General features: G+C 66.8%; 13 protein-coding genes. 7 read left to right on the top strand and 6 right to left on the bottom strand.

Going from position 1 to position 21,109, the window contains the following annotated elements; translation table 11 throughout:
- Positions 1 to 24 precede the first annotated feature (24 nt).
- The 3 genes from M3B11_RS05330 to M3B11_RS05320 all read left to right on the top strand — a co-directional run bounded on the left by M3B11_RS05330 (position 25) and on the right by M3B11_RS05320 (position 4,212).
- Positions 25 to 1,401 (top strand): NAD-dependent succinate-semialdehyde dehydrogenase, encoded by a 1,377-nt coding sequence (locus tag M3B11_RS05330; RefSeq protein ID WP_259875701.1) that lies wholly within the window; start codon positions 25 to 27, stop codon positions 1,399 to 1,401.
- 148 nt (positions 1,402 to 1,549) lie between these two features.
- Entirely contained in the window at positions 1,550 to 2,284 is a 735-nt protein-coding gene (locus tag M3B11_RS05325) for a type 1 glutamine amidotransferase (RefSeq protein ID WP_259875700.1), read from the top strand.
- Between the two features lie 245 nt (positions 2,285 to 2,529).
- On the top strand, positions 2,530 to 4,212 hold the full coding sequence (locus tag M3B11_RS05320; protein WP_259875699.1) for a sodium:alanine symporter family protein: 1,683 nt from the start codon (positions 2,530 to 2,532) through the stop codon (positions 4,210 to 4,212).
- A gap of 162 nt (positions 4,213 to 4,374) precedes the next feature.
- Here M3B11_RS05320 and M3B11_RS05315 read toward each other — a convergent pair whose 3' ends face one another.
- Together M3B11_RS05315 and M3B11_RS05310 are read right to left on the bottom strand one after the other, a co-directional pair.
- Positions 4,375 to 5,127, bottom strand: coding sequence for a sulfite exporter TauE/SafE family protein (locus M3B11_RS05315; protein WP_259875698.1), 753 nt, complete (start codon positions 5,125 to 5,127; stop codon positions 4,375 to 4,377).
- 82 nt (positions 5,128 to 5,209) lie between these two features.
- Positions 5,210 to 5,419, bottom strand: a complete 210-nt coding sequence (locus M3B11_RS05310; RefSeq protein ID WP_259875697.1) for a hypothetical protein — start codon at positions 5,417 to 5,419, stop codon at positions 5,210 to 5,212.
- A 250-nt stretch (positions 5,420 to 5,669) separates the two neighbouring features.
- On the opposite strand from M3B11_RS05310, the gene M3B11_RS05305 reads away from it, so the two are divergent.
- Positions 5,670 to 8,141 carry a transketolase-like TK C-terminal-containing protein gene (locus M3B11_RS05305; RefSeq protein WP_259875696.1) on the top strand — a complete coding sequence of 824 codons (2,472 nt, stop codon included), beginning with the start codon at positions 5,670 to 5,672 and terminating at the stop codon, positions 8,139 to 8,141.
- 59 nt (positions 8,142 to 8,200) lie between these two features.
- On the opposite strand, the gene M3B11_RS05300 is transcribed toward M3B11_RS05305, so the two are convergent.
- From M3B11_RS05300 to M3B11_RS05290, 3 genes are all read right to left on the bottom strand, one after another.
- Positions 8,201 to 9,400 carry an ATP-binding protein gene (locus M3B11_RS05300; protein WP_396121537.1) on the bottom strand — a complete coding sequence of 400 codons (1,200 nt, stop codon included), beginning with the start codon at positions 9,398 to 9,400 and terminating at the stop codon, positions 8,201 to 8,203.
- Between the two features lie 296 nt (positions 9,401 to 9,696).
- Positions 9,697 to 12,900 carry a DUF3427 domain-containing protein gene (locus M3B11_RS05295; protein ID WP_259875695.1) on the bottom strand — a complete coding sequence of 1,068 codons (3,204 nt, stop codon included), beginning with the start codon at positions 12,898 to 12,900 and terminating at the stop codon, positions 9,697 to 9,699.
- A complete protein-coding gene (locus M3B11_RS05290) occupies positions 12,897 to 13,325 on the bottom strand; it encodes a (deoxy)nucleoside triphosphate pyrophosphohydrolase (protein WP_259875694.1) in 429 nt (142 codons plus the stop codon). Before M3B11_RS05290 ends, M3B11_RS05295 begins: the two co-directional genes overlap by 4 nt.
- Before the next feature lie 130 nt (positions 13,326 to 13,455).
- On the opposite strand from M3B11_RS05290, the gene fdnG reads away from it, so the two are divergent.
- Genes fdnG through nrfD form a run of 3 tightly spaced genes read left to right on the top strand, consistent with a single transcriptional unit; the run spans position 13,456 to position 19,083 of the window.
- Entirely contained in the window at positions 13,456 to 16,803 is a 3,348-nt protein-coding gene (gene fdnG, locus M3B11_RS05285; RefSeq protein WP_259875693.1) for a formate dehydrogenase-N subunit alpha, read from the top strand.
- Entirely contained in the window at positions 16,800 to 17,927 is a 1,128-nt protein-coding gene (locus M3B11_RS05280) for a 4Fe-4S dicluster domain-containing protein (RefSeq protein WP_259875692.1), read from the top strand. Before fdnG ends, M3B11_RS05280 begins: the two co-directional genes overlap by 4 nt.
- Before the next feature lie 10 nt (positions 17,928 to 17,937).
- Entirely contained in the window at positions 17,938 to 19,083 is a 1,146-nt protein-coding gene (nrfD, locus tag M3B11_RS05275; protein WP_259875691.1) for an NrfD/PsrC family molybdoenzyme membrane anchor subunit, read from the top strand.
- Between the two features lie 107 nt (positions 19,084 to 19,190).
- Here nrfD and recQ read toward each other — a convergent pair whose 3' ends face one another.
- Positions 19,191 to 21,083 (bottom strand): DNA helicase RecQ, encoded by a 1,893-nt coding sequence (gene recQ, locus M3B11_RS05270; RefSeq protein ID WP_259875689.1) that lies wholly within the window; start codon positions 21,081 to 21,083, stop codon positions 19,191 to 19,193.
- Positions 21,084 to 21,109: the final 26 nt, after the last annotated feature.

Here is a 21,109-nt window from a genome sequence, read left to right as displayed (position 1 = left end):
GCGGCCGAACCGAAAGGACACCCCATGAGCAGCGCAGGATACCGGGTGCAGAACCCCGCCACCGGTGAGATCGTCGAGACCTTCGACACCGCCAGCCAGGCCGACGTCGACACCGCCCTCGACAGCGCCCACCAGGCCTACCAGTCGTGGCGCGAGATGCCGATCGAGGAGCGCGGGACGGTCGTCAAGCGCGTTGCCGAGCTCTTCACCGAGCGCAAGGACGAGCTCGCCCAGATCATTGCCGACGAGATGGGCAAACCGCTGCCCGAAGGCGTTGAGGAAGCCGAATACTGCACCGACATCTTCAACTACTTCGCCGACAACGGCCCCACGCTGGCCGCTGACCAGGAGATCCCGACCTTCTCCGAGGGCAAGGCGTACGTCGAGCGCCGCCCGATCGGTGTGCTGCTGGGCATCATGCCCTGGAACTTCCCCTACTACCAGGTCGCCCGGTTCGCCGCTCCGAACTTCATGCTCGGCAACACCATCATCCTCAAACACGCCGAGATCTGCCCGCGCTCAGCCCAGGCGATCCAGCAGATCATGGATGACACCGGTGTGCCGGCAGGCGTGTACAACAACCTGTTCGCCAGCCACGATCAGATCGCCGAGATCATCGCTGACCCGCGCGTGCAGGGCGTCTCGCTGACCGGCTCCGAACGGGCCGGCTCGGTCGTCGGTGCGCTGGCCGGCAAGCACCTGAAGAAGGCCGTGCTCGAACTCGGCGGTTCCGACCCGTACGTCATCCTCGACACCGTTGACGTCAAGGAAGCGGCGAAGACCGCCTGGGAGACCCGGATGTACAACACCGGCCAGGCCTGCAACTCCAACAAGCGGATGATCGTCATGGACGACATCTACGACGCGTTCGTCTCCGAGCTCACGAGCCTCGCTGAGGGCATGCAGCCCGGCGGACCCGGCGATGACTACGAGACCAACTACACGCCGCTGTCGTCGAAGGAGGCAGCCGACCGGCTCGATGAGCAGGTCCAGCAGGCTGTCAAGGACGGCGCGACACTGCGCGCTGGCGGCAAGCGCGGGGACGGCGCCTACTACGCACCGACCGTCATCACCGATGTCACCAGCGACATGGAGGCCTACCGCGAGGAGCTCTTCGGACCCGTGGCCGTCGTGTACAAGGTGTCCTCTGATGAGGAGGCTCTCGCGCTGGCCAACGACACCGACTTCGGTCTCGGCGGCGCGGTGTTCTCCAAGGACAGGGCCCGGGCGGAGAAGATCGCCCAGCAGCTCGACGTCGGCATGTCGAACGTCAACACCCCAGCCGGGGAGGGTGCCGAGGTGCCCTTCGGCGGCGTCAAGCGCTCCGGCTTCGGCCGCGAGCTCGGCCCGCTGGGCATGGACGAGTTCGTCAACAAGCGCATGTACTACGTCGCTGACTGACCTCAGCGGCACAGCACAGACATTGAGCTGAGCCTGCGGGGCTCCTCTCCACACGGAGGGGAGCCCCGTCTGCGCTTGCCCGGCAGCAGACGTCAGAAGGGCGCCCACGACCTGCCGATGAACACTGCCCCGGCGCTACTGTGGAGACATGTCACTGCGGATCCTCGTCATCGAACACGAAGCCGGCACTGATGCCCGGCGCTTCGGCTACTGGCTCGAACGCGCAGGTGCCGAGCTCATCGTCGCCCGACCCTACCTCGGGTCCGAACATGCCGGCCTCGGCCCGCCGCTGCCAGCCGATGCAGCCGCGCTGCGCGCCGACTACGACGGCCTCATCGTCCTCGGCGGAGCCGCTGGCCCGCTCGATGATGAGGACAACCCGTGGTTCCCGCACGTGCGCAGCCTGCTCGCCGCCTCGGCCGAGGGAGCATTCCCCAGCTTCAACATCTGCTTAGGCGGCGAGCTGCTCGCTGCAGCGACCGGCGGGCAGCTGCGCCGCCGGCGTGTCCCGCAGGTCGGGGCGTACATCGTCGCCGCCCGGCCCGAAGCCGCAGGCGACCCGGTCTTCTCAGCGATGCCCGCCTCGGCGCCTGCGGTTCTGTGGCACCAGGAGGAGATGGGCCTGCCGCCGGGCGCGGTCCACCTCGTCGACGGCACCGACGCACCTGTGCAGGCGTTCCGGATCGGTCAGGCGTGGGGCACGCAGTTCCATCCCGAGACCACAGCAGCGCAGGCGCGGGGGTGGGGAGCCGATGTGTCGATGCCGGTGTGGTGCGGCAAGGCACGCGAACAGGTGCTTGCGGAGATCACGAACGCCGAGCCGGAGGTGGAGGCCGCAATGGCCCCGCTGGCGGCGGCGTTCGTCGACTATCTGCGCAGGTGACCACCGCTGCGCAGCCGATGACGGCGGTGCTGCCGCAGCGGTGGGACGGCGGGGGTGGCGGGTCCAGCGGAACGCCGCAGATGAACCCGCCTAGGCCTGAAACTGCCGCATTCCGCGTCACGAATAGGCGTCGTTTCCAGCCTGAGCATTGGATTGGCAATGCCTGAGTTGCTACTCTGCACACTGGCGCCGCAGCCGAACCGACCCTTTGGCCGTACGTCTACCACGCGCCCGACAACATGAATATGATTGCTCCACCTGCCGTTCTCGCCGGAGCGGCTGACCAGTCCGGCTCCTCCGTTGACCAGTTCATCGACGGTCTCTTCGCCCCATTCGCCGAATGGCTGTCATTCATCGTCTTCTTCGAGATCCCGCTTTTCGGAGTCGGTCTGCCGCTCATCGTCGTCTGGCTCATGGTCGGAGCGATCTTCCTTACCGTCTTCCTGCGCTTCCAGCCGATCACCGGTTTGAAGCACTCACTGCGCGTCATCCGCGGCAAGTTCACCCGCAAGACCGACCCCGGTGAGGTTTCGTCCTTCCAGGCGCTGGCCACCGAGCTCTCCGGCACCGTGGGCCTGGGCAACATCGCCGGTGTCGCTGTCGCGATCACGATCGGCGGCCCGGGTGCGGCACTGTGGATCATCATCTTCGGTCTGCTGGCCATGTCGATGAAGATGGCCGAGGCGACCCTGGGTGTGAAGTACCGCCAGATCACCGGCGACGGCAAGACCTCCGGCGGGCCGATGTACTACCTGCGTGAGGGTCTGGCCGAGGTCGGCTGGCCGCGGCTGGGCAAGTTCCTCGCCGTGTTCTACGCCCTCACCACCCTCATCGGTGTGTTCGGCGCCGGCAACCTGTTCCAGGCCAATCAGGTCGCAGCGATCATCGTCGACTCCACCGGCGGTGACTCGAGCTTCCTGGCCGACAAACTGTGGCTCATCGGCCTCGTTATGGCGCTGCTCGCCGGCTTCGTCATCATCGGCGGCATCAAGAAGATCGCCGAATGGACCTCGGCGATCACCCCGGCGATGGCGATTCTCTACACCGCATGTGTGCTCGTCATCCTCGCGATGAACGTCACCGCCGTCCCGCACGCCTTCTGGCTCATGATCGAAGGCGCCTTCACCGGGGAGGGTGTGGCCGGCGGAATCGTCGGTGTGGCGATCGTCGGCATCCAGCGTGCGCTGTTCTCCAACGTCGGCGGTGTGGGCACCGCCGGTATGGCCCACGCGGCAGTCAAGACCGATGAGCCGGCCACCGAGGGCTTCACCGCGATGTGGGAGCCGCTGGTCGACTCCGTCATCATCTGTACGCTCACCGCCCTGGCGATCATCACCACCGGCCTGTACCAGGCTGATGCCGGCGACGGCTCGACCGGCGCCGGCGTGGCCCTGACGAGCCAGGCGTTCGCGACCGTCTCCGCCTGGTTCCCGTACCTGCTGACCGTTGCCGTGGTGCTCTTCGGCTTCTCGACGGTGCTCTCCTATGCCTACTACGGCCAGAAGGCGCTGGGATACCTGACGAAGAACTCGGTTGTGGCTGAGAAGATCTTCCAGTTCGTGTGGGTCGCCGCCGTGGTCGTCGGCTCGGCTGTCTCGCTCGACAGCGTCGTCGCCTTCTCCGATGCCACCCTGTTCCTCATGGCAGTGCCGAACCTGCTGGGTCTGTACTTCCTGTCGAAGATCGTGCGGATGGAGATCATCCGGCACAAGACGAAGGTCGCCGTCGGCACGATGAGCGAGGTGCCCGCCGACCTGCAGGTCGGTCTGCGCGACCACGAGCCCACCCCTGAGCAGGTCGAGCGGGAGAAGACCCGCCGCCACAAGGCCCGCGAGCACCGCAAGCGCGTGCGCTCGGGCTTCCGCAGCGCCCAGCGCAAGCGCGGAGTCGACGTCGACGCGCTTGACGACCCCGACCGGAAGATCTGAGCTGCGCTCAGCTGACATCACGCACCAGGCGGGCAGACGAGGCAGCGTCTGCCCGCCTGCGGCATTCACGCACCGGCACGGATGCTTCCACGCACCGGCGGATGCTTCCACTAACCGGCACGGTTTCCTCGGCGCGGTTCCGACCGCCTCGACTGCGGTGGCTCAGCCGGCAAGCATGACGAGCCCGCGCACAAGCGCGACGACGGCCCCGGCGCCAGCGAGCGTGATCGCCAGCCTGCGAGCAGCCTCGGCGGTCACGAGCCTGGCGAGCCTCCCGCCAGCGATGATGCCCAGGCCGACGGCTGCGAAGATCACCGGGAAGATCCACCACGGCGGCAGCTGGGCGATCGTCATCGCCCCGACTGCCAGCTTCGAGCCGACCGACAGCGCCCCGAAGGTCGCGAACGTCGGCTGCATCGTCGCGGCGAACGAGCGCTGCGGCCAGCGTGCGAATTTCGCATAGATGACCATGGCCGGTGCCGCGACACCTGCCGAGGTGTTGAGGAAGGCGCCGGCTGCTCCACCGGCAGCGGTGAGCCAGCGGGAGCGGATGTGCCGAACGCGCGGGGTCCCGAAGGTCAGGGCGAGGGCAGCGAGCACGACGAGACCGATGACGATGTTGAGCCACGCCGCGGAGAGCTCGCGGACGAGCAGGGCGGCCGGGATCGCGCCGAGGATCCCGGCAGGCAGGAAGATGAGGTAGCGGCGCCAGTCGACGTCCTTGAGGACGGCAAGCATGATGATGGTGCCTGAGAGCATCGTCGTCGCATTCGCCATGAACACCCCTAGCGCCGGGCCCATGAGCAGCGCCAGCACTGGAGCGACGACGAGGCCGACGCCGGTTCCCGACAGCCGCTGCAGGGTAGCGCCGAGGAAGACCGCAGCGAGGGTCGCTGCCACGATGCCCAGGGTCATGCGGCAATCCTAGCGTCGGCCCCGGGCCCGAGGCGGGGGATCGTGCGCGCCGGCGGCAGCCAGTGAGCGCTTCGGGCGGATCTCAGCGCTGCGGCAGCACCGGCGTGAAGCCGACCGAGGAAGCCGGCCCGACCGGCAGCGCGTTCCAGCCGCGGGTGATGGTCTGGGCGATCGCGGCCGAATCCATGCTCCGAAACGGCAGCCGCTCACGGCTCGGGCAGATGAGGTGCCCGATGAGGAAATACAGGCCGACGCACGGAAGACCCAGAATGATGATGGCGATGGCGATCATGACGCACCTCCTGGCAGAACTCGATGCACACCTCTGTCCGTCCATTAAGCGCCTCTCACCAGCGCCGGGCAAGAATGCGTTCACCTGCCGGACTGTGGATGAGACGGCTTCAGGCGGTGATGATCGTCAGCCAGTTCAGTCGGGTGAGCTCCGCACCCGCCTCGGTACAGACTCCAATGCGCTCTGCTCCCACCCGGCGGGTAGTCTCTACCGTGGACGAGACATCGCCGCCGAGCGAAGGACAGATGCAATGCAGCACAGCCCCGACAACCCCCAGGCCGCAGGCACCCAGCACATCCCTGTCGACGAGCAGGCTGAGGACCGCCAGCAGTTCGAGACCTCCACTCAGCTCGACCCGCCGAGCGTGAACTCCCGCCCGCTCTCTGCATCCGCCTCGGCCACCGGCGCGTCCGTCCTCGACGAAATCGCCCAGCGGGTGCTGTGGCTCTCAACCGCGATGATCGACGCGGCCAACCGGGGCCGTGAGAACCCCGACGGCGTCAAAGTCGGCGGGCATCAGTCGTCGTCGGCCTCGATGGTCGGCATCATGACCGCGCTGTGGTTCCACGAACTCACGGCAGCCGACCGGGTCTCAGTCAAACCGCATGCCTCCCCGGTGCTGCACGCCATCAACTACCTGCTCGGCGACCTCGACGAACGTTATCTGCCCTCGCTGCGCGCCAAGGGCGGCCTGCAGCCCTATCCGTCGCGGTCGAAGGATCCGGACACCGTCGACTTCTCCACCGGTTCGGTGGGCATCGGTGCCACCGCCCCGATCTGGGCGGCCCTGTCGCATCGTTATCTGCGCGACCGCTTCCCCGAGACCCCGGAGGCCGGTCGCTTCATCTCCCTGCTCGGCGATGCGGAGATGGACGAAGGCGCTGTGTGGGAAGCGATCATCGACCCGGAGGTGCGCGGACTCGGCAACGTCGTGTGGATCGTCGACCTCAACCGGCAGTCGCTTGACCGCGTCATCCCCGATGTGCAGATCCAGCGGCTGCAGGGTATGTTCGCCGCCGCCGACTGGCAGGTCCTCACCTGCAAATGGGGCACCCGCATCCAGAAGCTCTTCGCCGCCTCGGGCGGAGAGGCTTTCGCTCAGCGGATGGAGGGCATGCCCAACGAGGAGTATCAGCGGCTGCTGCGCAGCCACCCCGACGAGCTGCACGAACGCATGCTCGCCGGCCTCGATTCAGACGAGGCGGCAGTGCTGCGTGACGTCATCGCCTCATTGAGCCCGCGTGCGCTCGCCGAGGTCATCCGCGACCTCGCCGGACACGACATCCCTGCGCTCATCGACACGTTCCGGCAGATCGATAACACCCGCCCGACCGTCATCTTCGCCTATACGATCAAGGGCCGCGGCCTGGCCACCGAGGGACATCCGAACAACCACGCAGCCCAGCTGACCGAAAGCCAGATGCGCGAGCTCGCTGAGCTCTCGGGCACCTCGCTGGAGGACCCGTGGGCGCGCTTCGCCCCGGAATCGTCCGCCGCCGAGGTATGCCGCTCGACAGCACAGCGGCTCACCCGCCCACCCGCACCGGTCCACCAGGTCGGCGACGTGCCCGCCGAGCTGGGGTACGCCCACAAGGCCATCACCTCGACCCAGGCGACACTCGGCCGCGTGCTGTCCGATCTCAAGCGTGCCCAACCCGAGCTCGCCGAAAGGGTTGTGACCCTCAGCCCTGACGTTGCGACGTCGACGAACCTCGGCGGCTGGATCAACAAGACCGGCGTATGGTCGATCGCCGGCCGGCAGGATTGGTTCGCTGACGACCGCGAGCGGGTGCTGCGCTGGCAGGAGGCCTCCAGCGGCCAGCACATCGAACTCGGCATCGCCGAGGTCAATCTCGTCTCGTTGGCAGGAGAGCTCGGCTCGACGTTCTCGCGCTGGGGTCAGCCGCTCATTCCGGTCGCCACGATCTACGATCCGTTCATCAATCGGGCGCTTGAGCCGTGGACCTTCGGCCTGTACGCCGGTGGGCAGTCGATCATGATCGGCACGCCGTCCGGTGTGACGTTGGCTCCCGAGGGCGGGGCGCATCAGTCGTTCAACACCCCGTCGGTGACGCTGGAGATCCCGGGGCTGACGAGCTGGGAGCCGGCGTTTGCGCAGGACTTCGAATGGACGCTGCTCGAGGCGATGCGCCACATCGGCCGGCCTGATGGACACTCGGCGTACTTCCGGCTCTCGACCCGCCCGGTCGACCAGGGACTCGCCCGGGTGCCTGATGATGAGATCGAGCGTGAGCGCCGCCGCCAGCAGGTCATCTCTGGTGGCTACCGCCTCAGCACCCACCCGGCTGCCGAGGATGACATCACCCTCGTGGGTGCCGGTGCGATCATGACCGAGGTGTGCCAGGCTGCTGAGTACCTTGCTGAACGGGGAATCCGAGCCGGCGTCGTGTGCATCACGAGCCCGAGCCTCGTGTTCCGCTCTTTGCAGGCCCGCGGCGGGCTCGGCGGAGCGCAGGCCGGGATGGGGGCGACGAGCATCGTCGACGTGCTCTTTCCCGCTGAGCACCCTGCTCCGCTTGTCACCGTCATGGACGGCCACCCGCACACGTTGTCGTTCCTCGCCGGCGTGCGCGGGGATCGTGCCCGCAACCTCGGCGTCACCGAGTTCGGGCAGGCGTCATCGGTCTCGGAGGCCTATGCGATCCACGGCATCGACACCGCCTCGATCGCCTCGGCGGCACTCGATCTGCTCGGCCGGTGACGTCCCCGCGGGGACGTTCAGCTGCAGGATCGGCGTCTCTGCCGGGACGTGTGGAGCCATCAGATTCCGAGGGTGCCGAGCGGGATGACGTGCACACCGCTGGGCAGCGTGTAAGCGTATTCCGTGCCAGTCACCACCGCGAGGAATGCCGGTTCGCCGGCGCGATCGAGATCGACGCGCTCATCGCGCAGCTTGATGAGATTGCGTTCGGCAGCCTCGACCTGTGACTGCCCGAGCTTGACTTCGCAGGCACCCCAATAGCCGTCGTCGGGATATTCGATGATGGCGTCGATCTCCAGGCCGGTGCTATCGCGATAGTGGTAGACCTGACCGGATTCCGCGCTTGCGAGTGCTCGGAGATCCCTGATGACCATCGCCTCAAAAGCCTGACCGAAGTACTCTGGGCTCTTCGCCAGCCGGTCTGCCCCAACGCCGAGTACGGCACATGCCAGGGCCGGATCGGCCAGCTGGAGCTTGGGTGCTGTGCGCAGTCGCGACTTCGATCGGAGATCGACGCTCCACGCGGGCAGATTGTCCAGCGCGAACACGGTCTCCAGCGAGTCAAGGTAGGCGTTGACAGTCCCGTAGTTCAGCGGCGCGTCGGCTCCCGACACATCTCGTCGAAGACTCTGTGCTGTCGCCTCGGCAGCGACATTCCGTGCGATCGACTGCAGCACCCTTCGCATTCGAGCCGGGTCATGGCGAACGCCGACGGCGGCAGGGATATCTGAGTCACACAGGTCGTCGCAATACGAGCGATTGAACAGCACTGCCTGTCGCACTGGAACGTCAAGCAGTCCGGGCCAGCCGCCGCGTACCGCCTGTTCTGCCAGCGCCTGGTAGCTCAGGGGCGATCGCGCTGACACAGTACTCGCACCCTTGAGCGCTGAGAGGGAGATGTCTGACGAGGAGGCTTCGCTTTCGGCAAGCGCCATCGGCCGCATGCGCAGTCGCCCGAATCGGCCAGCCCCTGAATGCCGGGTGACGTCGGAAGCGGGCTGTGCCGAGCCGGAGAGGATGAACTGACCTCGCTGTTGTCGGTCGTCGATCTCATGACGCATTGCATTCCACAGGCTGGGTGCAAGCTGCCATTCGTCGACGAGGCGTGGAGTTTCTCCTTCAAGCAGTGCCGTCGGGTTGAGTTCTGCCAGCTGGATGAGCTCGGGTGAGTGGTCGAGTCGGATAGAGCTTCGCGAATGGTGGAGACCCGTCGACGTCTTCCCGCAGCCGCGTGGACCTTCGATGAGGACCGCTCCCATTCCTTTGAGAAGCTCAGCGAGAATCTGGTCAACGGCCCGTTGCTTGTACATGTCGTTCCCCTGCTTCGAACGACCGCCTTGCCGAACCCATCGCGCCACGGTTGACGACGTCCACATGGCTCGATCATCTATTCTGCAACGATTCTATCGTTTATTCTGCAACGCTTCCATCATCTATCCTGCAATGGTTCTATCATCTAGTCCGCAACGACCTCATCATCGATCCTGCACTGTCGACGAAGGCACAGGAGCGGGCCAGTGGTGCACCGGTACGGATCTGCTGAGGTGGTAGTTGATCACGCCACCGCCCGGGCAGCGACGAGCATCTCGGCCGGCATCGCCCGGTCGAGCTTCCACTCGATCTGCATGGGCCGCGACCCGGAGTGCTGTACGTAGTCAACGGTGCCCAGACAGGTGTAGGGCTCCGTGCCGAGGTCTCCTTCTTTGGCTACGCGGACGAAGAGCACGACATGCGAGCCCTGCTGGCGATGATGGATGTAACGCTGCCCAGTGGGACTCTCGGGGCTTGTTGCGTTCTGCGATTCCCAGTGGAAGAGGGTCTCCGAGATCGCGTAGTCGCGGTAAAGAGTCGTTGGAGAGTAGTCGCTTTCCGATTTCTTCAGCGTCACGAGCAGCACATCGGTCTGCGCGGCCGGAATCCATTTGACGCCCTCGCGCATGTTGCCCGGCGCGATGCCCTGCTGCGTGGTGCCGAGACCGAACCCGGCGAGCAGCTCTTCACGTGTGTAGCGGGCGTGGCTGCGCAGGGGAGTGTTCTCCAGCCCGGCTAACCGCTGCGGCCTGGTGCGCGCGTTCTCCTCGCAGATCTCCAGCAGACCCAGCAGCTCGCCGGTGATCGCCGGCATCCTGCGCAGGCCTCTGATCGTCTCGGCGATCTCGCTGGCCGGTGCCGTGGGGCGCAGCTGATAGAAGAGCATCGCGGCATACGGGTCCGCAGCCAGAACACGATCGGAGGGGAGATCTCCACGTAGTAGCTCGCGGTAGTGTTCGAGCCGTGCGCCGTCATCGATATGCGTGAAGGCCCGCATCCGGCCAATCAGTTCGATCTCGTCGTCACTCAGCGACAACCCGGCATCTGGAAAAGCCCAGTCCTTGAGCGCTGACCACGAGCGCGCCCGCTTTTGCCCGTTGAAGGTGCGGGAACTCGAACCGCCGTAGATGTCCGCCAGACCCCGATCGGCTTCGTTTAGATACGTCGCAAGACTGTACTCAGCAGTCGAGACCCCAGCCGGCTGATGCGATCGGATGTCGCTGATGAGATCGCGGGTCGAGAGATTCAGTGTCGACTTCAGGCTCTTGAGAATCTCCTCCTCGGAGGTGCGGTCGAGCACGATCTGCGAACCGGCCGGCAGGAACGGGAAGCCCTGTTCGACATCGCGCTGCAGCCGCCGACGCGATGCGCCCGTTAGTGTGCGCAGCTTGATGTCGAAGCGGAACTCCGTACTCTGATGCCCGACGAAGTCCAGCACAGTCAGCACGGCTTTGTCAGGAGCTCGCCTCAGACCACGGCCCAGCTGTTGGAGGAAGATCGTCGCCGACTGGGTCGGGCGCAGCATGAGCACCGTGTCGACTTCCGGGATGTCGACGCCTTCGTTGAAGATGTCGACGGTGAACAGACAGCGGATCTCACCGGCTCTGAACCGCCGCAGCAGGTCCGCGCGCTCCGCACTCCCAGTCTCACTCGTGATCGCATGTGAGGTGATGCCGACCTCGGTGAACTTCCGCGCCATGTACTCCGCGTGATCGATGGACACGCAGAACCCCAGCGCCCGAATGGCTGCGACATCGACGACGGTGTCAGTCAGCGCTCTCACGATGATGCGGGTGCGGGCGTCGTTGCCGGTGTAGAGCCGTGTCAGCTCATCGGTGTCGTAGCGCCCGCGCCGAAAGGTGATGGAGCGCAGATCGGTGTTGTCTGAGATTCCGAAGTAGTGGAAGGGCACGAGCAGGTCCGCTTCGAGGGCATCCCACAGACGCAGTTCACTCGCAGCACGCCCAGCGAAGAACTCATCGGCAACATCGACCCCATCAGCACGTTCAGGTGTCGCAGTCAGCCCGAGCAGCTCGCCCGGTTCAAACCAGGCGAGGATACGCCGGTATGTTTCGGCATCAGCATGGTGGAACTCGTCGATGACGATGACATCGAAGTGATCGCGGGCCCACTGCTGCAGCTGCTCGACCCGGCTGAGTGACTGCACCGAGGCGAAGACGTGCGCACCGCTCGTCGGGCGGTGTCCATCGACGAACAGTTCACCGAAGCTGCCGTCCTTGAGCACATCGCGGTAGGTGCGCTGCGCCTGCTCGAGGATCTCGGCCCGATGAGCGACGAACAGAAGCCGCGGAAGACCACCCTGGCCGCTGCGACGCGTTTGGCGGGCGAGCCGCGCGAAGTCGAGGGCGGCGATGACCGTCTTGCCGGTTCCGGTGGCCGCGACGAGCAGATTGCGGTGCCGATCATGCTCCTCGCGTTCGGCGGCGAGGTCGTCGAGCATGATCTGCTGGTGCGGATACGGACGCACGTCGAGCAGCGTCGTATCGATCGCCTGGCCCGAGGCGGTGCTCGCCGCTGCAGACGGTCCACCGCGGGCCTCCTGCAGCGCCGCATCGAGACGCGCAGCATCGAGTCCCGGGTCGTATGGTGCGAACTCGGGAGCGTTCCAGTAGCTGTCGAAGGTCGCAGTGAACTTCTCGATGAGACTCGGAGTCGCTGGCTGCGAGATCCGCACATTCCACTCAAGACCGTCGACGAGGGCAGCACGGCTGAGATTCGAGCTGCCGACGTAACCGGTGTCGTATCCGGTGTCACGGTAGAACAGCCACGCCTTGGCATGCAGCCGGGTCGAGCGTGTCTCGTAGTTCACCCGGATTTCAGCACCGTAGTCGGTCGCGAGTTGGTCGAGGGCCTTCCGGTCGGTCGCCCCGATGTAGGTGGTCGTGAGGATCCGCAGCGGCACACCGCGGTCGCGCAGTTCGGCCAGCTCCCGTTCCAGCAGGCGTATCCCACTCCATTTGACGAATGCGCACAGCAGGTCCACCCGGTCCGCGCTCGCGAGCTCCCGCTTGAGCTCGGTGCCCAGCTGCGGGTCGCGCGGTGAGTTCGTCAGCAGTGCGACATCCGACAGCGGCGTCGTCGGCCGAGCCGGAGGCTGCGCTTGACTCGGGTAGAGGGACAGCAGCTGCTGCGGGCCGTCGAGGACGACATCTGGGTTCTCCGGCAGCAGCCCCAGGATCCGGTTGACGAGATCGACCCGGTCACCCTCCTCGACAGCGGCGAGCGCATGCGCCAGGTGTCCGGCGACATGCCGGCTGAGCACATGGGGAGCATCGGCGGCGTCGACAGTTTTGATGTCCGCGCTGGCATCAGCCCGGTTATCGATGAGCTCCTGCAGCCGGCGTTCGAGCACCCGCTCGTGCAGACCGATGACGAGGCCACCCGGCGATCCGGCACCGGTGCCAGATTGGGGATCTCCGACCGTCATCGGTGCGCACCTGCGCTCGCACCTCCGCGCAGCAGCGCAACCGCCGGAAGATCAGGGGCCGCCCAGTCAAGGCTGTCGAGCTCCTCGCGACGTACCCACACAAGCGCGTCATGATCAGCGCTGGCGACCGGCACCTCGGCGGCGGTCACCCAATAGCAGGCCAAGTCGATCGCCGGGCCGATGCTGTGGGCCGCGCCCGAGGCGGGGGTCGTCTCGCGGACGAGCAGCTCACCGACGGTGACTTCGACGTTGAGTTCTTCGCGCAGTTCACGGGCGAGTGCAGCTGCCGGCGTCTCACCGTCTTCGACCTTGCCGCCGGGAAACTCCCACTTGCCAGCCGCAGCCTTGTGCGGCGCGCGCCGACAGGCCAGTATCTGCTCCCCGCGGGAGAAGATCGCACCGACGACAGTGATCGTGTCACTCATGCTGCTCATTCAACCCCACCCGGCAGCTGCGCTCAATAGGCGCGTCGAGACACTGAATCGTCGTCATGACCTCAGACGATGCAGCTGCGTGAGGCTGTCGGCGGCAGCACGGCGATGGTAGTCTTAAGCCATGGCGCGCATCAGCTTCCTCGACTGGCCGGTGTTCCGGCAGTTCCGCTCCGGTGACACCACCGGGCGCGGTCCAGCTGTGACATCCCAGCAGACGAAGGACATGCGTCCGCGCACTGAAGACGCCGATACCGTCGCGCGCAGCGTATGCCCCTACTGCGCGGTGGGCTGCGGCCAGCTCATCTACGCCAAAGACAACAAGGTCATCCAGATCGAAGGCGATCCGGACTCACCGATCTCCCGTGGCCGCCTGTGTCCCAAGGGATCGGCCAGCGAACAGCTCGTCAACGCCTCCGGGCGCATCACCGAAGTCCTCTACCGGGCCCCGAAGGCCAAGGAGTGGACAACACTCGATCTCGACACCGCCCTCGACATGATCGCCGAGAGGTTCCTCGAAGCCCGCCGCAACCACTGGCAGGACAAAGACTCCGAAGGCCGGCACCTGCGGCGCACCATGGGTGTGGCCTCCCTGGGCGGGGCGACTCTGGACAATGAGGAGAACTACCTCATCAAGAAGCTGTTCACCGCAGCCGGGGCGATCCAGATCGAGAACCAGGCCCGCATATGACACTCCGCCACAGTTCCCGGTCTGGGAGCTTCGTTCGGACGCGGCGGCGCGACCCAGTCCCTGCAGGACATGGCCAATGCCGACTGCATCGTCATCCAGGGTTCGAACATGGCCGAGTGCCATCCCGTCGGGTTCCAGTGGGTCACTGAGGCCAAGGCCCGCGGCGCGAAGGTCATCCATGTCGACCCTCGTTTCACACGCACCACGGCAGTCGCAGACAAGCATGTCCCGATCCGGGTCGGCTCTGACATCGTGCTGCTCGGCGGGCTCATTCGGCATGTGCTGGAAAACGACCTGTACTTCGACGAATACGTCCGGACGTTCACCAACGCCTCCACCATCCTCGGCGACGACTTCGCCGACACCGAGGACCTCGACGGACTGTTCTCCGGCTACGACCCGGACACCGGCACGTACGACACCCAGACCTGGGCATATGCCGATGTCGACAGGTCACGCCGTGGCGTGCCGCCGAGCCAACCGGCCGAACAGGACCCGACCCTGCAGGACCCGCGATGCGTCTTCCAGGTGCTCAAACGCCACTACTCCCGCTACACCCCGGAAATGGTCGAAGAGGTCTGCGGCATCTCAGCAGAGGACTTCGCTTACCTCGCCGATGCCATCACGCAGAACTCCGGACGAGAGCGCACCACCTGCTTCGCCTACGCCGTCGGCTGGACCCAGCACTCCCAGGGCGCGCAGTACATCCGCACCGCCGCTGCGCTGCAGCTGCTGCTCGGCAACGTCGGCCGGCCAGGCTCAGGCATCATGGCGCTGCGCGGGCACGCCTCCATCCAGGGCTCGACCGACATCCCGACCCTGTTCAACCTGCTGCCCGGCTACCTGCCGATGCCCAAAGCCGGCACCCACGACACCCTTGAGGACTACCTGGCGGCGATCGGCTCGAAGGAGCAGAAGAGCTACTGGGCCAACGCTGATACCTACATGATCAGCCTGCTCAAGGCCTGGTGGGGTGAAGCCGCGACGGCGGACAACGACTTCGCCTACGACTACCTGCCCCGCCTCACCGGCGCCCACGGCACCTACCAGACCGTCATGAGCATGCTGAAAGATGAGGTCGACGGCTACTTCATCCTCGGCCAGAACCCGGCCGTCGGCTCAGCCAACGGCCGCATGCAGCGGCTGGGCATGTCGCACCTCAAATGGCTCGTCGTGCGCGACTTCCAGCTCATCGAATCGGCGACCTGGTGGAAGGACGGGCCGGAGATCGCCTCCGGTGAGCTCAAGACCGAGGACATCGACACCGAGGTGTTCTTCCTCCCGGCTGCCAACCACACCGAGAAGTCCGGAACCTTCACCCAGACGCAGCGGCTCGTGCAGTGGCGCGAACAGGCCGTCCACCCGCCCGGGGACGCGCAGAGCGAACTGCAGTTCTTCTACGAACTCGGCTGCCGGCTGCGCGAGAAACTCGCCGACTCCACTGACCCGCGCGACCGGCCGCTGCTCGACCTGACCTGGGACTACCCGGTCGATGAGCACGGCGACCCGTCTGCCGAGGCGGTCCTCGCCGAGATCAACGGCTTCCATACCTCGGGCCCGGAGGCAGGTACGCCGCTGAGCTCCTACCTGGAGATGCAGGCCGACGGTTCGACCGCCGGTGGCTGCTGGATCTACACCGGCATCTACGCTGATGGCATCAACCACGCCAACAAGCGTGTGCCCGGCAGTGCACAGGACGAGATCGCCGCCGACTGGGCGTGGGCGTGGCCGGCCAACCGGCGGATCCTGTACAACCGCGCTTCTGCCGATGCGCAGGGCAAGCCGTGGAGTGAACGCAAGAAGCTCGTGTGGTGGGATGAGGAGACCGGTCGCTGGACGGGCCAGGATGTCCCCGACTTCCCAGCCGACCGGGCGCCTGATGCCGTACCCGAACGGGCTCAGGGCGGGCCGGGGGCACTGACCGGCGCTGACGCCTTCGTCATGCAGCCCGACGGCAAGGGCTGGCTCTACGCGCCGACCGGAGTCGTCGACGGGCCGTTACCAACCCATTACGAGGCGCAGGAATCCCCGGTGCCCAATCCGCTCTACGCCCAGCAGCACAGCCCGGCCCAAGTGATGTTCGACCGCAGGGACAACCTCATGGCTCCGCTGCCGGGGCAGGCAGGCGCAGGCGTCTACCCCGTCATCTTCACCACCTATCGGCTCACCGAACACCACACCGCCGGCGGTATGAGCCGGTGGCTGCCCTATCTCTCAGAGCTGCAGCCCGAGCTGTTCGCCGAGGTGTCCCCGGAACTGGCTGCCGAACGCGGGCTTGAACCCTATGGCTGGGCGACGATCATCTCCCCGCGCGCTGCGATCGAAGTCCGGCTGCTCGTCACCGAGCGAGTGACTCCGATAAGCGTCGGCAGTGCAGCAGCCGGAAGCCAGCGCACTGTCCACCAGATCGGGCTGCCGTATCACTGGGGTGTCGGCGCCCAGGCGCACATCGTCGGCGACGCCGTCAACGATCTGCTCGGCATCACACTCGACCCCAACGTCCTCATCCAGGATTCGAAGACTGGTGCCTGTGACATCATCCCCGGCCGGCGCCCACGCGGCCCCGAGCTTGAAGAGCTCGTCGACGACTACCGGCGCCGCGCCGGCCTCATCGACGCCGCAGGCCGCGTGACCGACAAGGCACACCAGGACGACCGGCCCGGGGACCCGTGGGATACTCCGCCGGAAGCCCAGCAGGGTGTCTACACCCATGAAGACGGAGGCGGCGCCGATGCCGCAGACAGCTTCCACGAACCTGAGAAGGAGGAGGGCTCGTCATGAGCGCACCGATGACGGCACCGGCCGAGCAGCATCACAACGCTGCGACCAGTGCTCCGAGCGACACCGCCGACCCGGCCGTCGCCACCGGGTGGGAGCACACCCACGAACGCAAGGGCTTCTTCACCGACACCTCGATCTGCATCGGCTGCAAGGCCTGCGAAGTCGCATGCAAGGAATGGAACCGCAACCCCGCTGACGGCAACCTCGAACTCCTTGGCTCCTCCTACGACAACACCGGCGGGCTCGGGGCGAACACGTGGCGCCACGTCGCCTTCATCGAACAGGACGCCGAACAGATCGCCGCCGCCCGCGAATCCGGCCGCAGGCTCGTCAACCTCGGCATGCCGACCGTGCGCACCCGTGGCAACGACACCCCCACCCCCGGTGGGCCGGCTGCCAGTGGGCCGGCCGGCGGTCGGCAGGTCGATGCGCTCGCCGCCGCTGAGACGATCGGGGACACTGACCTCACCCCGCCGGACACCCCGGAGTTCCGGTGGCTCATGGCCTCAGACGTGTGCAAGCACTGCACGCACGCCGGCTGCCTCGACGTGTGCCCGACCGGCGCGCTGTTCCGCACCGAGTTCGGCACCGTCGTCGTCCAGGCAGATGTGTGCAACGGCTGCGGCACATGTGTGGCCGGCTGCCCGTTCGGCGTCATCGAACGCCGCGACGACGGCACCATCAACCCCCCGACCGAACGCGAAAGCCCCGCCGCCGGCACGCCGATCGAACAGGACGTGCCGCACCCGGGCACGGCGAACAAATGCACCCTGTGCTACGACCGCCTCGTCGCCGGCGACCAGCCAGCGTGCGCGAAGACCTGCCCGACGACCTCGATCAAATTCGGCGACCGCGCCGACATGGTCGCCACTGCCGAACAGCGCGTCCGCGACCTCCACGCGCAGGGCATGACCGAAGCCCGCCTCTACGGCGCCAACCCCAACGACGGCGTCGGCGGCACCGGCTCGGTGTTCCTGCTGCTTGACGAACCCGAGGTCTACGGCCTGCCGCCGGACCCGCGCGTGGCGACGAAGGACCTGCCGCAGATGTTCGCCACCGCCGGCATCGCCGCCGCCGGGATGATCGCGGCGACCGCGTTCGCATTCCTCGGCGGCCGGAAGTGAGGCAGAGCGCGTGACAACCAGCGAATTCGACTCCTACCGCCCGCCTGAGCCGCCGCGGAGGCGCAAGCGTGACCTGTTCCGCCGCTCCCGCAGCGACGGCCGCACCCAGAGACGTGATCGCCCGCCAGGTGCTGGTCCCGGTGGCCGCCGTCGAGGCGGTGGGGCGGATGGCTCGCGGGAGATGCCGATGGTCGCCGAGGCGCAGTTCACCTCGTATTACGGCCGGCCCATCGTCAAGGCCCCGCCGTGGGGGCATGAGATCTCGACCTACCTGTTCCTCGGCGGGCTCGCCGGCGGTTCCGGGCTGCTGGCTCTCGGCGCGCAGCTGACCGGCCGGGAGCTGCTGCGCCGCAATACGCGGCTGACGGCCCTCGGAGCTGTCAGCGCTGGCGCGGTCGCCCTCATCATGGACCTCGGCCGGCCCGAACGGTTCCTCAACATGATGCGCACCGTCAAAGTCACCTCCCCGATGAGCCTCGGCTCCTGGATCCTCGCCGGCTTCTCCACGCCGATGGGAGTCGCCGCAGCCTCTGAGATCGACCGCCTCACCGGTGAGAAGCTGCCGCTGGGCCCGCTGCGTCCGGTGCTGCGGGGAGTTGAAGGGCCGTCCGGGCTGGCAGCCGCGGTGCTCGCGGCACCCCTGGCCGCCTACACCGCCGTGCTGCTCTCCGACACCGCCGTGCCGACCTGGCATGGAGCCCGCAAGCACCTGCCGTATGTGTTCGTCTCCTCGGCCAGTCTTGCTGCCGGCGGCGCTGCGATGGTGACGACCCCCGCTGCTCAGACCGCCCCAGCACGGGCGCTCGCGGCCCTCGGCGTGGTCGGCGATGTCGTCGCCATGCACGTCATGAAGGACCACATGCACCCGGCCGAAGCAGAGCCGCTGGAGACCGGCAAGCCGGGTGCCAAGCTCACATGGGCTGAGCGCCTGGCGATCGCCGGCGGCATCGGCACGCTGTTCGCCGGCAACCGGCTCGTCGCCGCCGCCTCGGGAACTGCGCTGCTGGCCGCCTCCGCTTTGACCCGGTTCGGCGTCCTGGAAGCCGGTCTGGAGTCGACGAAGGACCCCAAGCACGTCATCGAACCGCAGAGGGACCGGCTCGCTGCCCGGCAGGCGGCCGGCATCACCGACGACTCGATCACGACGGCCGGGTGAACCGGCTGCCGATCCGTGGGGCAGCTGGAAGGCGCGGTTGCCATCGTCACCTTCGGAGCCGCCGGCACCCGGGGGCTGTGCTGACGGCACCTGGCAGACCGGGCAGCTCAATCAGCTGCCGCCTCGGCGACGATCCGGAGGACGGCGTCACCGTAGCGGTCGAGTTTCGTCGCACCCACGCCGCTGACCTCGCTGAGGGCGGCTGAGTCGGTGGGCCGGGCGCGTACGATTCCCACCAGGGTCGCATCGGAGAACACCACATAGGGCGGCACCCCCTGGCTCGACGCTTCCCGGGTGCGCCAGGAGCGCAGGGTTTCGAACAGCTCGGCATCAGCACGGGTCAGCTCTGCTGCAGCGCTTCGGCTGTGCCGGCTACGACCGGGCCCACCAGATGCGCCGTCGCCCGACCGAGGAGTCCGGCCGCCGGGACCCTGCACATCCTCGCGCAACAGCACAGACTCCTCCCCGCGCAGCACCGGTCCGGCCTGCTCGGGGACGACAAGCACCCCGTATTCGCCGATGGCCTGCAGCAGCCCGCGGGCCAGCAGCTGGCGGACGATCGAACGCCAGACCGACGGGGAGAGTTCGGCGCCTATGCCCCACACGGTCAGCTCCTCATGCCGTGAAGCAGACGAACGGTCACTGACCCGTCCGCGCAGCACATCGATGATCTGACCGGCCCCAAAGCGCTCCCCGCGCTGGCGGTCGAGGCGGATCACCGCTGACATGAGCTTCTGCACCGGCACTGTCGCATCCCAGGTGCGGGGCGGCTGCAGACACGTATCACAGTTGCCGCAGGGCCCCGCGTCTTGGCCGAAGTAGCGCAGAATCTGCACCCTGCGGCATTCGACCGTCTCACATAAGGCGAGCATCGCCTCAAGGTGCTCGCGCTGGCGCCGGCGGTGCGCCGCCGAACCCTCCGACTGGTCGATCATCCTGCCCAGCTGCACGACATCGCCGAGACCATAGGCCATCCACGCCGTCGACGGCAGCCCGTCACGACCGGCCCGTCCCGTCTCCTGGTAGTAGCCCTCCACAGACTTCGGCAGGTCGAGATGGGCGACGAAGCGCACATCGGGTTTGTCGATCCCCATCCCGAAGGCGATCGTGGCGACCATGATGATGCCCTCCTCGCGGAGGAACCGGCGCTGATTCTCCGCCCGCTCCACCTCGCTCAGACCCGCATGATAGGGCAGTGCGGCCAAGCCCTCGCCGCGCAGGAACTCCGCTGTCTGCTCGACGCCGCGGCGGGAGAGGCAGTAGACGATCCCGGCATCCCCGGCATGCTCGGTGCGCAGAAACTGCAGCAGCTGTTGACGCGCCCGGGATTTCGGTTCGATGCGGTACTGGATGTTGGGCCGGTCGAAGCTCGCAACGAAATGCCGGGCACCGTCGAATTTGAGGCGCTCGGTCAGCTCAGCGTGCGTGGCCTGCGTCGCGGTGGCCGTCAGCGCGATGCGCGGAACCCCGGGGAACCGGTCTGCCAGCACCGCCAAGCCCAGATAGTCGGTGCGGAAATCGTGGCCCCACTGAGAGACGCAGTGCGCCTCATCGATGGCGAACAGCGAGATGCGCGCGCGCTCCAGCACGGCCAGCGTGCGCTCCTGGACGAGACGCTCAGGTGCCAGATAGAGCAGGTCGAGTTCACCGGCGAGCAGCGCCGCCTCGACCTGCTGGACATCCTCCCAGCTCAGCGTCGAGTTGAGAAAGGCCGCCTGGACGCCGTTGGCGCGCAGCGCTGCGACCTGATCCTCCATGAGCGCGATGAGCGGTGAGATCACCACCCCGGTGCCGTCGCGCACAAGAGCCGGCACCTGGTAGCACAGCGACTTCCCACCACCGGTGGGCATGAGCACGACCGCATCGCCGCCGGCGCTGACATGCTCGACGATCTCGGCCTGATCCCCACGGAAGGCGTCAAAGCCGAAGACCCCTTCGAGGATCTCCTGCGCGCTGCGGGTACTGGCGGATCGGCTGGTACGGGTGTCTGATTCGCTCACCTGTCCAACCTATCGCCGACACCTCT

The organism is Brevibacterium sp. p3-SID960 (assembly GCF_025144725.1).
In the GTDB taxonomy this organism is placed as follows: Bacteria; Actinomycetota; Actinomycetes; order Actinomycetales; family Brevibacteriaceae; genus Brevibacterium.
Note: the sequence above shows the minus strand (reverse complement) of the source record. Positions and strands in the feature narration are given on the sequence as shown.

Excerpts from the sequence above, each read along its gene's own strand:
- M3B11_RS05330 (WP_259875701.1), top strand. The coding sequence starts at position 25 with ATGAGCAGCGCAGGATACCGGGTGCAGAACCCCGCCACCGGTGAGATC.
- M3B11_RS05325 (WP_259875700.1), top strand. The coding sequence starts at position 1,550 with ATGTCACTGCGGATCCTCGTCATCGAACACGAAGCCGGCACTGATGCC.
- M3B11_RS05320 (WP_259875699.1), top strand. The coding sequence starts at position 2,530 with ATGATTGCTCCACCTGCCGTTCTCGCCGGAGCGGCTGACCAGTCCGGC.
- M3B11_RS05315 (WP_259875698.1), bottom strand. The coding sequence starts at position 5,127 with ATGACCCTGGGCATCGTGGCAGCGACCCTCGCTGCGGTCTTCCTCGGC.
- M3B11_RS05310 (WP_259875697.1), bottom strand. The coding sequence starts at position 5,419 with ATGATCGCCATCGCCATCATCATTCTGGGTCTTCCGTGCGTCGGCCTG.
- M3B11_RS05305 (WP_259875696.1), top strand. The coding sequence starts at position 5,670 with ATGCAGCACAGCCCCGACAACCCCCAGGCCGCAGGCACCCAGCACATC.
- M3B11_RS05300 (WP_396121537.1), bottom strand. The coding sequence starts at position 9,400 with ATGGGAGCGGTCCTCATCGAAGGTCCACGCGGCTGCGGGAAGACGTCG.
- M3B11_RS05295 (WP_259875695.1), bottom strand. The coding sequence starts at position 12,900 with ATGACGGTCGGAGATCCCCAATCTGGCACCGGTGCCGGATCGCCGGGT.
- M3B11_RS05290 (WP_259875694.1), bottom strand. The coding sequence starts at position 13,325 with ATGAGTGACACGATCACTGTCGTCGGTGCGATCTTCTCCCGCGGGGAG.
- M3B11_RS05280 (WP_259875692.1), top strand. The coding sequence starts at position 16,800 with ATGAGCGCACCGATGACGGCACCGGCCGAGCAGCATCACAACGCTGCG.